Source organism: Marinobacter sp. B-12, from assembly GCF_056857915.1.
In genome coordinates, this window is sequence record NZ_JBSXOB010000032.1 from 44,430 (window position 1) to 59,427 (window position 14,998).

Consider the following 14,998-nt stretch of genomic DNA (forward strand, 5'->3'; position numbering starts at 1 on the left):
AATATGGCCCGCCCCTTTTTTGTTCTCTTCAGCTAAACTCCGGTTAAATCCTCTTTCCGGAGCGCCTCATGCTCACCCTGTTCCCAGATATCAAGCCTAACGCCCAACATCGCATTGCAGTTGATCCCCCTCATGAGCTTTTTGTTGAAGAAAGCGGCAATCCGGATGGCATTCCTGTTCTGGTCGTCCACGGTGGGCCGGGTGGTGGGTGCGAGGACTATCACCGCCGTTTTTTCGATGCCGAGCGCTACCGGATTATTCTGATGGATCAGCGTGGAGCAGGCCGTTCAAGGCCTCTGGCGGAGTTTGTTGGAAACACCACGCAAAATCTTGTGGACGACATGGAAACAGTGCGGACCTTTCTCGGGGTGGACCGATGGATACTGTTTGGCGGCAGTTGGGGGGCTACGTTGAGCCTGGTGTATGCCCAGTCGCACCCGGACAGAGTGCTTGGTCTGGTTCTGAGAGGAATATTTTTGTGTCGGCCCAGAGATATCCACTGGTTCTACCAGGAGGGCGCAAGCCGCGTGTTTCCCGATTACTGGCGGGATTTCCTGGCGCCCATTCCGGAGGGTGAGCGTGGTGATCTCGTCGCGGCCTATTACCGTCGCCTGACGAGCAGCAACGAACTGGAGCAGATACAGGCTGCCAAGGCGTGGTCCATCTGGGAGGGGCGGTGTGCGACCCTGCACCCGAATCCGCGTGTGGTTGAGCACTTCGGGCATCCCCATGTGGCCATTGCCCTGGCCCGAATCGAATGCCATTACTTCATGAATAATGCGTTTCTGGAAGATGATCAGATCGTACGTGACGCGGCGTTACTCAAGGATATTCCTGGCATCATTGTCCATGGCCGTTACGATATGGTTTGCCCGCTGGATAACGCTCTGGCTTTGAGCCAGGCCTGGCCGGAAGCAGGCTTGAGGATCATACGGGACGCTGGGCACTCGGCGTCCGAGCCCGCCATCATTGATGCCCTGATGCGTGGTGTCGATGAGGTCGCTGCGCAGCTTGAAGGTAGGGATACGTAAAGTCACATTAAGAAGGTTGCGGCGAGCCTGGTGCGTGGATAAACTTCGTTCCGAATTCTGAGTCCTTGCGCAGGGAGCTTGATGAAAGGGCTGATACAGCGGGTTACCCACGCCAGCGTTACCGTCGACAATGAGATCATCTCCGAGATTGGTTCGGGGCTGTTGTTGTTGCTTGGAGTGGAGAAGTCAGACGACTCCTGCACGGTGCGGGAACTGTGTCGAAAATTACTCTCCTACCGGGTATTTCCCGACGACCAGGGACGGATGAATCGCAGCCTGTTCGATATGGGCGGCTCCCTCCTTGTTGTTCCCCAGTTTACGCTTGCTGCTGATACCCGGTCCGGGTCCCGTCCGGGATTTTCGACGGCTGCGCGCCCGGAATCCGCGGAAGCATTGTTTCATGAATTCGTGGCGGTGTGTGAGTCGCAGTTGGGCGCGGATCGGGTTGGTCAGGGTCGGTTCGGCGCGGACATGAAAGTGGCCTTGTTAAACGATGGGCCGGTTACGTTTCTTCTGGAGGTCAGAGGTGTACCCGGGAGGCGTTGAGGTGTCGCCCTATAGCGACGCATTGCAACTGTCGGTGGTCTTTTCTGGTGCGGCGCTGGCCAGGAAGCCAGATCTTTGACTGGTGCATGAAGCATTTTTCTCCGTTAATTTATTGATGAAAAACAAGTTAATGGTTTCTGGCCTTGGATTTGATGGGTAAGTTTCGCGAAAACAGATGGCAGTTAATAGCATAAATAGTTTCCCTTTTAAGCTCAATTGAGCTTAAAAGGCCCGGTTAAAAATTTGGAAGTGCGACATCATTGCATTGAAACAGGTTTGTCGCTAATTGCTTTAAAAAAGCAGCGTAAATGATTGAGCCGTAAAGGGCATGGCGGGTTCTTCGCTGACAAGAAGAAAGATGAATTATTATGGCCTGGCCGCTGACGATAAGGATCGCGAGAGCGGTCTGGAAGACGTTGATGAGGCCTGCATTGGTGTGAAAGGCGACAGCTTCGGCCAGGTTTGGGTTGGTTCTGACGACTCCACCTACGAAAGCGCTATTGACAGAATTGCCAACTTCTACGAGTTTGCTGCTTATAACTTCGGTGGCGGATACGAAACGGGCGAAGGCGATCTGGTTCAGTACAAGACTCCATCTTTCGGTGGCCTGACTCTGGGCGCTGCCGTTCAGATCAATGGCGACCTGGATAACCTAGACGCAGACGATGATGGTGTCAACGATCTTGGCGATAAGGGTGACAAGAAGTCCTACCCTTACCAGCTGGCTGCTACCTATGCGGTTGACAATGTTGAAGTGGCAGTAGCCATGGATTCTAACGACGGCGCTGGTGGCCCGAACAATGAAAACACCTACGGCCTGCGTGCCACTGTAGGCCTGGACGCCCTGAGCCTGACTGGTCAGTACCAGACTCGTAAAGACGTTGGCGATCGCTACGGCGTTCACGCTGTATACGCCGTTGGTCCGAACCAGTTCGCCGCGACTTATGAGCTGGACGTAGCTGATGATTCAGGCGACACCGAGCGTAGCACTATTACTCTGCAGGCTCTGCACAACGTGTCTCACCACATGTACGTTTACGTTGAAGGTTACCTGGGCAACGGTGACGACGGCGTTTACGGCGTTGCCGACGAAAGCGAGCGTTCTGCGCTGGCCGTTGGTGGTGTTTACTACTTCTGATCAGCTAGCCAGCTAATCAATGTAAGTAGTCAAAAACCGGCGGCCTTCGGGCCGCCGGTTTTTTTATGTATGCTGATATTATATTTCCCAAGGCAGGAGGGGCGATGACCCTGGAACTGGAAATCAAGCTCAGCGTGGCGAAACCTGACCTGGATCGGGCCGTTGAGTGGCTGTTGAGTGAGCCCAACACCAGGGAGTCAGAGACTCTGCAGTTGGGAAACACGTACTACGACACGCCCGATGGGGATCTCAACAGCCAGAAGATTGCCCTGCGAATTCGTAAAGCGGGTGGCAAGCACATCCAGACTCTGAAAACCCGTGGTGAGTTCGTTGATGGTGCCCATCGTCGTCAGGAGTGGGAGTGGCCGTTGATCGGTACCACGCTCAATATGGGGCTGCTCGCTGATACGCCAGTGGGTCAGAACGTGAACCTTGCCGAACTGAAACCGGTGTTTGAGACTAACTTCCAGCGTCGTGTGGTCATGATCGAGCAAGGGGAAAGCCTGATTGAAGTAGCCATTGATTCCGGGGAAATCGTGGCAGGTGAGCAGTCCCGACCGCTCAGCGAAATTGAATTTGAGCTTAAGGCTGGAGACGCCTCGCTGTTGCTCGCGTGGGCGCGACGTCTGGCGGATGAGGTACCGGTGTTTCTGAACCTTGTGAGCAAGGCGGAGCAAGGGTATCACCTTGCGGGGCTCTATCAACCGGTTCCGCAAGCGGTGTCGGATGCAGAGCTGTCGGTGAATGAATTCCTGTTTCTCCTGAGCGTGTCATGGCTTACAGGCCAGCCCATTCCCGCGGATGGAGATGATTTTGCCGCAATAGGTCGGATGGCTGGCGAGCGCGGCGTCCAGGACCTCTATCAGCGCGTGTTCCGTGCACTGGCAGAAGGGGATACCATTGGAGATATGATAACCAGTAAGGAGCTCGGCCAGCTACAACTGGCCATCGCGGCGTCATAGTTTACGACTGGTCGGCCGCATTGGCGGCGTTGCTATCCCCTTGGGAGGCCTGTTTCTGCAAATTGTGCCATTTGTTAATAAAGTCGCGATAGTGTGACAGGGCCTCTTTCACCACTTCCACGTCCGGTGTCTCGCTGGACTTCACCAGAACGATCAGGCCCTTACCTTCAATTTCCTTATCGGTCGGCGGATGGCAAACGACTTCGTTATTGTTGTCAATATAGGCCAGTGCGGTGCCGATGCCATGCCGGATCAGCGCACTAACAATATCCGCCCAGTTCAGGTCGTCCAGTTCAATTTCGTAGCGGTGAGGGTGGTCGTGTTGATAGTTAAACAGATCCTCAAGGACTTTCTCTGACCCTGGGGCGATTACCGAGCGCACCATGATCTCCGGATAGGTTCGAACCGGCCGGATAACGGTACGGACACCCACAGAAGTAAAGCGATCCCGATTCTCATCCCGCACGCACTCCACCGTGACTTTTTGGCCGAGGTTCGACTCACTCAGCCTGTGGGCGATATCAAACGTCAGACTGTCGGAGGTCGGGTCGGATTCGTCGGCGGCCAACACGATAATATGTCGGGCAGAACCAGCGTGCACCGCCTTGAGAGCTTCCGGATCGCTACCGGAACCATGAAAATGAACCAGTCCGTTGTCCGCCAGTTCGGGCGGCAGCCCGTTTGGAAACTGGCTGGTCAGTATGATGATGGGAACGGTTTCATAGCCGGGTACGGCCCGCATCTGGGAGGCAAAGCGAGAAAAATACTGCTCTCCACCCGTCTGCGGTGTGTTGACGATAACGATATGGTCTTTCATGGCGTATATCCAGCGTCCGGTTAAGATACGTTCCCGGCGGTAGAACCGGTATTCAATATAATCACTGACGATAAGCGTCAGCAGCGTGATGGCGGCAATGAACATCAGGAAAACGGTGCTGAGCCGTCCGATGATGGTTTCTGGCGCATAATCACCGTAGCCCACGGTAACCAGCGTTGTCATGGTCATCCACGCAGACTCGAACAGCGTGAGGTCCTCTGCCGCCCAGATGATCACTACCTGAGTGACCAGCAGCCCGCCAAGAATGGTGAAAAGCCGCTTGATGCGTGACCGGATAATGCCGGACATAGGCAGGTGGGAAAGCTGATGTTCCGGGTTCAGCGGCCGGCGATTCCTCTGCATCGGTGTCCTTACAACGGTTCAGTCGGGGGAGAGTTCGTTATACAGTACGGGAAATATAACAGAGACACAGGGGTTTGCATTATGTCCGAGCCTTGGCGCTCTTTACCGAAGAGTCTGGAAGATGAGGTTGGAGGTGTCTGGTCTTCGGTATTTCCCGAAGGAGTGCCCAGTTTTCTGGGCACTCCGGGTGGTGTTTCCGATGAGGATGTGGCGCAGGCCATCGCTCGCAGCCTGTTCGTCAGGCGCACTCTTGAGCGTCATCCGGAGCAGGTCGCAGCGTTATGTCAGTCCCGCCCCCTGGCTGAGGCCACAACGTCGGATTACCTGCGCCAACGCTGGCAGGAATTCCTGTCAGAAGTGGTTGATGAGGGCAGTCTCCAGGCGGCGTTGCGGCGGTTCCGGACGGAAATACAGTTCCGGATTATCTGGCGGGACCTGATGCGTTGGGCAGACCTTGCCGAAACCATGGCGGCCACAAGTGACTTCGCCGATACCTGTATCCAGGGAGCCCTGGACTGGTTGTACGAAGACACCTGCGAGCAATCAGGAACGCCGTGGGGAGTAAATCCGGCGACGGGTAAGGAAGGCCCGCAACCCCTGATTGTTCTGGGAATGGGAAAACTGGGTGGGCACGAGCTCAACGTGTCGTCTGATATTGATCTCATCTTCGCGTTCCCCGGGAAGGGTGAAACCCGTGGCGGGCGCCGCTCCATTGACAACCAGCAGTTTTTCATCCGCCTGGGCCAGAGGCTGATCCAGGCGCTGGACCAGATCACCGCCGACGGCTTCGTGTTCCGCGTGGATATGCGCCTGCGCCCCTATGGCCAGAGTGGGGCGTTAGCGTTGAGTTTCGCCGCGCTGGAAACCTATTACCAGGACCAGGGGCGGGACTGGGAGCGTTATGCGATGGTAAAGGCGCGGGTTGTGGCCGGTGACCAGAAGGCAGGACAAGTGCTGATGGATAGCTTGAAACCCTTTGTCTATCGCAAATACATCGACTTCAGTGCGTTTGAGTCCCTGCGTGCCATGAAGTCCATGATCAGCCGGGAGGTGCGCCGTAAAGGGCTGGAAAATAATATCAAGCTCGGTAACGGAGGCATCCGCGAGATTGAATTCGTGGTGCAGGCCTTCCAATTAATCCGGGGCGGCCGCGAGCGGGAATTACAGCAGCGGGAACTGCTGGTGATCCTGAAGGAGCTGGAAGAGCTGGAGCTGCTGCCGTCACCGGTGGTGAAGGAGCTGAAGGAGGCCTATGTGTTCCTTCGCAATCTTGAACATGCCCTCCAGGGTATGGAAGACAAGCAGACCCAACTGCTGCCGGAAGACGATCTGTCCCGAGCTCGTGTGGCGCTGATCATGGGATTTGATGATTGGGCAGCCTGCATTACGGAACTGGAGAGGCACCGCGGACGGGTGGCCACGCATTTCGCGGATATCATCGCCATCGAAGATGAAGAGCACGAGATGGCGGCGCTTGATGAAGGCTGGCAAGAACTTTGGTTGGGGGAAATGGATGAGGAAGCGGCAATCGCCTGGCTCGGTGACCATGGTTTCGAGGATGCCGAAGGCAGCTATTCCGCCCTCAGCGACCTGCGCGGGACCCGCACCCTGCAAACGCTGCAAACCCAAGGGCGGCAGCGGTTGAACAAGTTCATGCCGGTGCTGTTGGAAGCGCTTACTCACGTGGAGAGGCCGTCCCAGACGCTGGTGCGGGTTCTTCAACTGGTTGAAGCGATTTTGCGCAGAACCGCCTATATGGTGTTGCTGCTGGAGAATCCGGGAGCCAGGACCCAACTGGTTCGCCTGTGCAGTGAAAGCCCCTGGATCGCAAGCCAACTGGCGGAAACGCCCTTGCTGCTCGACGAGTTGCTGAACGCAGAGAGTCTGTACAGCCCGCCGGCAAAAACCGAACTTCAGGATGACCTGCGCCAGCAGATGCTGCGTATTCCCTATGAAGATCTCGAAGAGCAGATGGAAACTCTGCGGCACTTCAAGAAAGCCCACATTTTGCGAGTGGCCGCCTCGGAGATACGGGAAACCCTGCCGCTAATGAAAGTCAGTGACTACCTGACGTGGATTGCCGAAGTGGTGCTGGACCATGTGGTCGACGTGGCGTTCGCCAACCTGGTCAGCCGCCATGGCTACCCCCGGCGCAAGGATGGCTCTGCCTGTGACACCGATTTCGCCGTCGTTGGTTATGGCAAGCTGGGGGGTATCGAACTTGGCTATACCTCGGACCTCGACCTGGTCTTTATCCATGATGCCGATCCGGAACAGTCAACGGATGGCGACAAGCCCATCGACAACGCCGTTTTCTACACTCGGCTCGGGCAACGTATCGTGCACATTCTCAACACCCAGACGCCGTCTGGCCAACTCTATGAAGTGGATATGCGCCTGCGACCATCGGGGAGTTCGGGGCTGCTGGTCAGTACCCTGTCTGCCTTCGAGAAGTACCAGCGTAAGGACGCCTGGACCTGGGAGCATCAAGCGCTGGCCCGTGCTCGTGGTGTGGCCGGTTGCCGGGAAACGTTGGAAGCGTTTGAAAAGCTGCGCGCCGACATCCTGTGTCAGCAGAGGGACCAGGGCAAGTTAAAAGAAGAGGTGGTCGGCATGCGCGAGAAAATGCGCACAGCCCTGGGCACCCCGCAAATCGAAGGCAAGATACCAGAGGTTTTCCATATCAAACACGACCATGGTGGCATTATCGATATCGAGTTCATGGTGCAGTACCTGATGCTGGCCTGTTGTTCCGAGCATCCTGAATTGACGCAGTGGTCCGATAATATTCGCCAGATGGAGGAACTGGGCCGGGCAGGGGTTTTGCCGGTGGAAGACACCGAGAAACTCCGGGAAACGTTCATCACCCTGCGCTCCACCATACACCGGCGGGCACTGCAGAACCTGAACAGCCAGGTGGCGGGTGACGCGTTTCCCGAAGAACGTGATTACATCCAACGTATGTGGAATCGGGTTATGTTGGGTTGATGGAAGAGTCATTGTGCCTCTTCGTAAGCCCGAGTTTTCCTGCTAGAATGCCGGTTTTCCGAATAGAGCGCTTTAGGAGCAGAAACAATGTCGATGGCTGATCGCGATGGCCTGATCTGGCTGGATGGTGAAATGGTTCCCTGGCGGGAAGCCAAAACTCACGTGCTGACCCACACTCTGCACTACGGCCTGGGTTGTTTCGAGGGTGTCCGCGCCTACAGCACTGAAAAGGGTGCTGCAATTTTTCGGCTGGAAGATCACACCAATCGTCTTTTCCGCTCCGCCCATATCCTGAACATGACCATGCCGTTCAGCAAGGACGAGTTGAATGCGGCACAGACTGCCGCAGTGCGGGAAAACAACCTGGACGAAGCCTACCTGCGCCCGATGGTATTTCTCGGCTCTGAAGGTATGGGGCTGCGCGCCGACAACCTCAAGGTTCATGTCATGGTCGCCGCCTGGAGCTGGCCATCCTACATGTCACCGGAAGCAAAGGAGCTGGGCATCAAGGTTCGCACCTCCTCCTACACACGGCATCACGTCAACATCACCATGTGTAAGGCCAAGGCCAATGGTAACTACATCAACTCCATGCTGGCCCTGAACGAAGCCATTGCCAGTGGCTGCGAAGAAGCCCTGTTGCTGGACAACGAAGGCTACGTGGCTGAGGGCTCGGGCGAAAACATCTTCATCATGCGTGACGGAGTCCTGCATACGCCGGAACTGACGTCCTGCCTGGAAGGCATCACCCGCCAGACCATTCTGGATTTTGCGAAAGAGCTGAACATTCCGGTAAAAGAGCGCCGTATCACCCGGGACGAGGTCTATATTGCGGATGAAGCCTTCTTCACCGGCACCGCTGCCGAAGTACTGCCGATCCGCGAACTGGATGGACGTTTGATTGGCGCTGGCAAGCGCGGCCCGCTGACCGAAAAGTTGCAGGGTATGTATTTCGATGCTGTGAAGGGCAAGAGCGCTGCGCATTCACACTGGCTGACAGCGGTCAACGGCTAACGCCGTGTTCCACTAACAACACCTGCAGGAAGAGCAAATGGCAGACGTTATCAAAGTGCCGGTCTCCTTCGGCGAAGTGCTGGATAAGATCACCATTCTGGAGATCAAGTCTGAACGCATTGCAGACGCGGAAAAGGTCAAAAATGTTCGGCTCGAGCTGGACGAACTGAGCGCCACCTGGAACGAAGCCGTTCAGGATCAGGAAGCCATCGCAGATCTGCGCAAGCAACTTAAAGAAGTGAACGAGGCGCTTTGGGAAATCGAAGACGACATTCGTGATCAGGAAGCTGCTCAGGATTTCGGCGCAAAGTTTATTGAACTGGCTCGTGCCGTATACGTCACCAATGACAAACGCGCTGCGATCAAGAAGGACGTGAACCTGGCCCTGGGGTCACGATTTGTAGAAGAAAAGTCCTACCAGGATTACACTGCCCCCAAGTAAAACGGTGCTTTCGGCGACTTGAGTTGTTATGCCCTCTCCCCTCGCGGGAGAGGGCGCACGGCGTCAGTGCTGAGCAACCCACTGATCCAGCATCCCCGTCACGTCCTCCACTGTCACCATCTCCATAGCCCCCTCGAATTCCGCCTTGGCGCCCCAGCGAGCCTGCTCAACGGTCTTGCCGGTAAACTGCTTCAACGCTTCCGGATATCGATTTACGCACCATAGCAGCGAATTGTAGGGGCCGGAACGATAGGGATTGCTGGCCGCGAAAATACCCAATACATCCGTGCCTATTGAACTGGCAATGTGGGCCGGCCCGGTGTCCGGTGCGACGACCAGGTCGGCGCTTTGCAATAAGGCAGTGAGCTGCTTCAGCGTATCCTTACCACAGATATTGTGCGCTTGCTCCTCCATAGTGCTTTCTATCGCTGTGCAAAATTCCGCCTCAAAAGGCGCGGGGCTGCCCACCAGGATTACTTTCATGCCGTGGGTGCGGATGGCGTGATCCGCCAGACGTGCATAGCGCTCGGCAGGCCAATTGCGAAGTGTGTGGCTGGCACAGGGGCTGATTACGAGGTTTTTGCGGTCCGCGGCGAGGTGTTGCCCAGCGAACTCATGGTCTTCAGAGGTCAGTGGGATGACCCATTTTGGTGCGGCGGGTTCCAGGCCAAGTGGCTCCAGGAAGCTCGCCAGGCAATCCCGTACGTGCTGTTGTGCTGCGGGGGCAATTCTCCGGTTAATAAACAGACTGTGAAGGTCTTTGCTGCGCGCCTTGTCATAGCCAACCTTCACCCTGGCCGGAATCATCGCTGCCGCAAGATTGGCTCTGAAGGCCACCTGCATGTGGAGTAACGCGTCAAATTTCCTGTCTTTGAGGGTGTTGCGCAAATCAGCGTACCCTTTGCGACCGGCTTTTTTGTCGAAGATAACGAACTCGACGCCGGGCAGATCACCAATCAGCTTGGCTTCAATCTTGCCGATCACCCAGGTGATCTTAACGCCTGGTACCTGTTCCTGAAGGCTCAATACCACGGGAATGACATGGGTGACGTCGCCAATGGCGGATAGACGCAATATACAGATGGAGTTAATCAAGTTATGGTCCGTTTCCAGGGCAGAAGGCATGTATGTAGAGCTTTGGTGTCATTCATTGATAAACTGCTGTGTATTCTAACTTACTCGCTGGTTACCGTCTCAGGGCGAGCCGCAGTCCGTCTCTTTGGCTATTGAATTGTATTAAGGTGAGCATGGCCGAGTCTGAAGTTTGCGTCCGGAATAACCACTCAGCCTTCCTTCTCCATCCGGATTATCGTGATCAGGTGTCGGAGGCCTGGTTCAGTCCTGAATACTGGGGAAAGCGTGCCCGTCCAGTCAGTAGCGGAGGGCGTGGAGGCGCATGGTTTGTTGACGCAGGCGGCCACCAGATTGTACTGCGGAAATACCTGCGCGGCGGATTAATGACAAGGTTTTCCCGGTCATCTTATGTGTTTTTGGGAGAGCAACATGTTCGCTCATTTGCTGAATTTCGCCTGCTCAACTGGCTAACAGAGATGCAACTGCCGGTGCCCAAACCAGTGGCGGCGTGGTATCGGAAAGTTTCGCCGTTGCATTACCAGGCATCGATTATTATCGAACGGATTGACGACACTACGCCACTAGCCGACCTGATCGGATCACTGGATGATAACGGATGGAGGAATCTTGGCGTGAATCTGCGCCGGTTCCACGATGCTGGCGTACAGCACGCGGACCTGAACTGTTTTAACGTTCTGGTCCGCAAGGGGGAATTTTTCTTGATTGATTTCGATAAGGGACGGATTGTTCCGTCACTGGCGTCGGCACGTTGGAAATCTGCCAACCTCGAGCGGTTGGCTCGGTCTCTTCGGAAACTGGCAGGCGTGAATGCCCAGGAGCGCGCCTGGTATTTTTTAATGAACGGTTATAATGGGAGTCAAGAGGCTTGAGTGAAACGCAAAAAACCGGGCCGCTGCCGGCTGTCCTTTGTCTGACCGACGCATGTGATCGCCCTGAAACCGAGCTATTCATTGGCCTGAAGAAAGCCGGATATGATGTGGATGTAATGTGTAACCCGAAGGGGCGGAATTATCAGCGACTGGTGGATGAGGGATTGGTTGTGCAGCCAATGGCGCTGCCCAATCGGTTTGATAAAGGCGGAACGGCTGCCATCAAATCGCAACTGGGCAAAAAGCAATACGACATTATTCACGCTTATAATCCACGCGCCCTGGCGTGTGGGTTACGAGCCTCGAAAGGAACGGGGATCAAGATCGTTGCCTATCGTGGGATTATCGGGAATGTCAGCTTCCTGAATCCGGAATCCTGGATTACTTTCCTTCATCCGAGGGTAAGTCGTATTGTCTGTGTGGCCGACGCAATCAAAGATTATCTGGCGGGTATTAATCTACTTGGCCTTCGCCTCCCGGAAAGTCGGCTGCAAAGGATCTACAAGGGGCATGATTTGGAGTGGTATCAAGATGAGCCTGCCGATTTGGGGGAGTTTGATATACCGAGTGGTGCCTTTGTGGTTTGCTGCACCGGTCGTAACTCTCCCCGCAAGGGCTATGATGTTCTGATAGATGCCTTTAGCAAATTGCCTGATGACATTGAGGCGCACTTGATTCTTGTGGGCGATATGGCTGAGAACAAGGAACTCCGGGCCCAGGCAGAGTCGGTTAATTGCTCCTCACGTATTCATTTCACTGGCTTTCGCAGAGATGCGCCGGCCATCGCGGCAGCCAGCAGTGTCTTTGTTTTGCCTTCCAAGGAGCGAGAGGGGCTGCCGCGGGCTGTGATCGAAGCGATGGCTTATGGTGTCGCACCGATTGTAACAAGTGTTGGCGGAATGCCTGAACTTGTCGTGGACGGAGTCAGCGGGCTGGTGGTGGCCCCTAAAAGCTCACACGCCCTCGCGAGTGCTCTAGAGCGCCTGTATCGGGATGACAGCCTGTTACAACAGTTAGGGCGTACCGCCAGAGAGCGGATAGCCAGTGATTTCCATACCTCGAAAACTGTCCAACAGACCGGTGAGCTTTATAATGCTTTAGCGGGCAAACTCTGAATGCGTCGTTATCTTTTATTTGTTAATCAGCCTTACTCATATTCCATTCTGCGGCCCCTACAGGAAGAAATACGCAAACGGGGCGATGATGCCGCCTGGTTTGTGGCAGGCTGCTCTGCAGCGCCTCTGCTACCGGGTGAACGCCGTCTGACAACCGTGAAAGACGTTATGGAATATGATGCCTGTGCCACTTTTGTGCCGGGCGACTGGGTGCCGTATTTCTTCCCCGGAATCAAAGTTGAGGTGTTTCACGGCTTGGCTCGTAACAAAAGAGGGCACAGCAGTGAGGACGAAAGTGATCATTACCGGATTCGGGGTTTTTTCGATCTCTACTGTACTCACGCAAGCAAAGACACCGAAAAGTTTGGCGAGCTGGCAAGGCAGTATAAGCATTTTTCGGTTGCCAAAACCGGCTGGCCCAAGTTAGATCCGTTGTTCGATAATCGGCACACTGGTGAGCGTCTGCGGAAAGATGGCGAGCGCCCCGTCGTTTTCTTTGCGTCCACGTTCAGCCGCTCCGTGACCGCAGCTCCTGAGTTGTTGAGTACCATCGCAGGCCTGTCTCAAGGTAATCGCTGGCGGTTTATTGTCACACTGCACCCTAAGATGGATCCGGCGATTACCGATCAGTATCGGTCGCTTGCAGGGCCAAACCTTCGTTTTGTCGAGAGCCACGAAGACTTGCTGCCGATATTGCCAGAGGCGGACGTGATGTTGTGCGACACGTCCTCGATCATGTTCGAGTTTATGTTTCTGGACCGACCGGTGGTGACGCTCAACACTAAAATGCCTGGCCCATACCTGATTGACGTCAGCTCGCCTGAACGCGTCGAACAAGCGCTGGACACTGCGATGGCTCGCCCCCCTGAGCTCATGTCAGCAGCAAGAGCTCTGTGCGATGATCTGCATGAGTTCCGTGACGGCAATGCCAGTGCTCGCGTTATCGATGCGGTTGATGAGTTCTTTGCCGGCGGGAAGAATGGGCTTAAGCGAAAGCCATTAAATATCCTTCGGAAAATCAAAGTGCGCCGGCGACTCAAACGGGAACTGAGAAAGTCGGGCGAGCGCTGATACCTGTACGTCAGAGGGATAGAATCTATGTCGGATGGGACCTGCCCAGTTAAAGTCATCGTGCTCACGTTGAAACGGGCAAAAGCCCGGCAAGCTCGCATCAAGTCCCTCCTGGACAGCGCCGGAATTCCTTTCGAATTTTTCTGGGGGGTAGATGGCCAGCGCGATCCAAACCCCATTGAGCCATTCTACAACGAGGAAAAAAGACTGAAGGTGAAAGGTGCGCCTTTAAGTCAGGGGCAGCTTGGTTGTTTTGCCAGCCATTACAGAATCTGGCAAAAGTGCCTTCAGGACAATCAGAACCTGGTGATTCTGGAAGACGATGTCACGTTTGATGAGGGTTTATTCAAGATTTTTTTAGAGAATATTGCGGAACTGCCTCAAGAAGCTGGTTGTGTCAGGTTGTTCGAAAACAAAACACGGAATCACAAGGCATTTGAATACGCTCAGTTGAAAGGATTTCGATTGCTTCGTTATACCAAAGGGCCTATGAGCACTATGGGGTATTACTTAACCCCAGGCGCCGCAGAAAAATTTCTAGAGTCGATGAGACCGGTTTTCCTGTCGGTTGATATCTATATGGACCGGTACTGGTCAAATAAGGTGCTGTGCTGCGGCGTTGAGCCGGGCTTTGTTTTTCACGATCATCGATTTGAATCGATGATCGGTTACGCCGAAAAAACACATCGCAGATCCATCGTGGTCACAATTCTCAGAGAGCTGTTTACTCTGGGTGAGCGGATTCAACGGTATGTCTACAATAGAAAATTTGGGTCAAAGTAGAGGGCGATATGGGAATTCGAGTAGGGCTGTCAGGTAGGGGTGATGAATAAAACAATACATGCCGTTTGGTTGGGGCGCCGAATGCCGCCTTTGGCCCATGCCTGTATTGATGATTGGTCAAAGCAGGGTTACGAGTTCAGGCTTTGGACAGAATCCGACAAGGCGATCAACGAATGGATCGACTCATGCGTATTTGCAAAGATGTGCTACCAAAAAAAGCTGTATGCATTCGTATCCGACTATCTAAGGCTGAAAATCCTTCAGAGTGAAGGTGGCCTCTACCTTGATACCGACGTTACCATTCGGAAAAATCCGTTTCCGCTTTTTTTCGGCGTGCAGTTTTCCGTTGGTTATGAAAACGAGGATTTCCTCGGAACCGCGTCGATATATGCGGAAAAGAATTCCAGGATCCTGGCAGCGCTGATTGATTTTTATGAAAGCTCGATATGGGAGTCGCCATTGTATATTGGCCCCCAAATAGTGACCAGTCTACTGATTGATAAAGGGCTGCAAGAGATTGAGTGTTGTAAGCTCTATCCAGTGGAATATTTCTATGGCTATCAACAGGAGCCTATGAAATTTGTTGCTCCAGACAACAGTTATTTAATCCACTGGTTTCAGCATAGTTGGGGGCGTGCTCCTGGAATTGGATTTTTAAAATCGAAGCATCTCGGTTTTTGGGGACGGCTTTATACCTGGCAGAAATATTTCTTTCGAGGTCGATCTTAAGGTAATCTTTCGAGCCCAGAAGTACAGATGTTCAG

At 54.4% G+C, this 14,998-nt stretch carries 14 protein-coding genes; 12 read left to right on the plus strand and 2 right to left on the minus strand.

Annotation, left to right across the window (positions count from 1 at the left end; genetic code table 11):
• The first annotated feature begins 68 nt into the window (after positions 1–68).
• From pip to AC13D2_RS03550, 4 genes are all read left to right on the plus strand, one after another.
• Complete coding sequence (pip, locus tag AC13D2_RS03535; RefSeq protein WP_292046891.1) at positions 69–1,031, plus strand: prolyl aminopeptidase; 963 nt, start codon at positions 69–71, stop codon at positions 1,029–1,031.
• An 81-nt stretch (positions 1,032–1,112) separates the two neighbouring features.
• Entirely contained in the window at positions 1,113–1,577 is a 465-nt protein-coding gene (dtd, locus tag AC13D2_RS03540; RefSeq protein ID WP_292046893.1) for a D-aminoacyl-tRNA deacylase, read from the plus strand.
• Between the two features lie 358 nt (positions 1,578–1,935).
• Positions 1,936–2,715, plus strand: coding sequence for a porin (locus AC13D2_RS03545; RefSeq protein ID WP_482938231.1), 780 nt, complete (start codon positions 1,936–1,938; stop codon positions 2,713–2,715).
• 104 nt (positions 2,716–2,819) lie between these two features.
• Positions 2,820–3,677: a CYTH domain-containing protein gene (locus AC13D2_RS03550; RefSeq protein ID WP_292046896.1), complete on the plus strand. Its 858-nt coding sequence runs from the start codon at positions 2,820–2,822 to the stop codon at positions 3,675–3,677.
• A gap of 1 nt (position 3,678) precedes the next feature.
• On the opposite strand, the gene AC13D2_RS03555 is transcribed toward AC13D2_RS03550, so the two are convergent.
• Positions 3,679–4,857: an ion channel gene (locus AC13D2_RS03555; RefSeq protein ID WP_292046898.1), complete on the minus strand. Its 1,179-nt coding sequence runs from the start codon at positions 4,855–4,857 to the stop codon at positions 3,679–3,681.
• An 81-nt stretch (positions 4,858–4,938) separates the two neighbouring features.
• On the opposite strand from AC13D2_RS03555, the gene glnE reads away from it, so the two are divergent.
• The 3 genes from glnE to AC13D2_RS03570 all read left to right on the plus strand — a co-directional run bounded on the left by glnE (position 4,939) and on the right by AC13D2_RS03570 (position 9,301).
• Positions 4,939–7,845 carry a bifunctional [glutamate--ammonia ligase]-adenylyl-L-tyrosine phosphorylase/[glutamate--ammonia-ligase] adenylyltransferase gene (gene glnE, locus AC13D2_RS03560; RefSeq protein WP_300499729.1) on the plus strand — a complete coding sequence of 969 codons (2,907 nt, stop codon included), beginning with the start codon at positions 4,939–4,941 and terminating at the stop codon, positions 7,843–7,845.
• Between the two features lie 87 nt (positions 7,846–7,932).
• The gene (locus AC13D2_RS03565; RefSeq protein ID WP_199448534.1) at positions 7,933–8,859 is read left to right on the plus strand and encodes a branched-chain amino acid transaminase; all 927 of its coding nucleotides are present in this window, start codon (positions 7,933–7,935) and stop codon (positions 8,857–8,859) included.
• 37 nt (positions 8,860–8,896) lie between these two features.
• Positions 8,897–9,301, plus strand: a complete 405-nt coding sequence (locus tag AC13D2_RS03570; protein ID WP_292046901.1) for a DUF6165 family protein — start codon at positions 8,897–8,899, stop codon at positions 9,299–9,301.
• 63 nt (positions 9,302–9,364) lie between these two features.
• Here AC13D2_RS03570 and AC13D2_RS03575 read toward each other — a convergent pair whose 3' ends face one another.
• Positions 9,365–10,393, minus strand: coding sequence for a glycosyltransferase family 9 protein (locus tag AC13D2_RS03575; RefSeq protein ID WP_292046940.1), 1,029 nt, complete (start codon positions 10,391–10,393; stop codon positions 9,365–9,367).
• A 155-nt stretch (positions 10,394–10,548) separates the two neighbouring features.
• On the opposite strand from AC13D2_RS03575, the gene AC13D2_RS03580 reads away from it, so the two are divergent.
• The 5 genes from AC13D2_RS03580 to AC13D2_RS03600 all read left to right on the plus strand — a co-directional run bounded on the left by AC13D2_RS03580 (position 10,549) and on the right by AC13D2_RS03600 (position 14,963).
• Positions 10,549–11,265 (plus strand): 3-deoxy-D-manno-octulosonic acid kinase, encoded by a 717-nt coding sequence (locus AC13D2_RS03580; RefSeq protein WP_292046902.1) that lies wholly within the window; start codon positions 10,549–10,551, stop codon positions 11,263–11,265.
• Positions 11,262–12,380, plus strand: coding sequence for a glycosyltransferase family 4 protein (locus tag AC13D2_RS03585; RefSeq protein WP_292046903.1), 1,119 nt, complete (start codon positions 11,262–11,264; stop codon positions 12,378–12,380). The genes AC13D2_RS03580 and AC13D2_RS03585 overlap by 4 nt, the downstream gene beginning before the upstream one ends.
• Before the next feature lie 168 nt (positions 12,381–12,548).
• A complete protein-coding gene (locus AC13D2_RS03590) occupies positions 12,549–13,451 on the plus strand; it encodes a CDP-glycerol glycerophosphotransferase family protein (RefSeq protein WP_300499724.1) in 903 nt (300 codons plus the stop codon).
• A 27-nt stretch (positions 13,452–13,478) separates the two neighbouring features.
• Complete coding sequence (locus AC13D2_RS03595) at positions 13,479–14,234, plus strand: glycosyltransferase family 25 protein (protein ID WP_292046906.1); 756 nt, start codon at positions 13,479–13,481, stop codon at positions 14,232–14,234.
• Between the two features lie 42 nt (positions 14,235–14,276).
• Positions 14,277–14,963, plus strand: coding sequence for a glycosyltransferase family 32 protein (locus tag AC13D2_RS03600; RefSeq protein WP_292046908.1), 687 nt, complete (start codon positions 14,277–14,279; stop codon positions 14,961–14,963).
• The last annotated feature ends 35 nt before the right edge of the window (positions 14,964–14,998 follow it).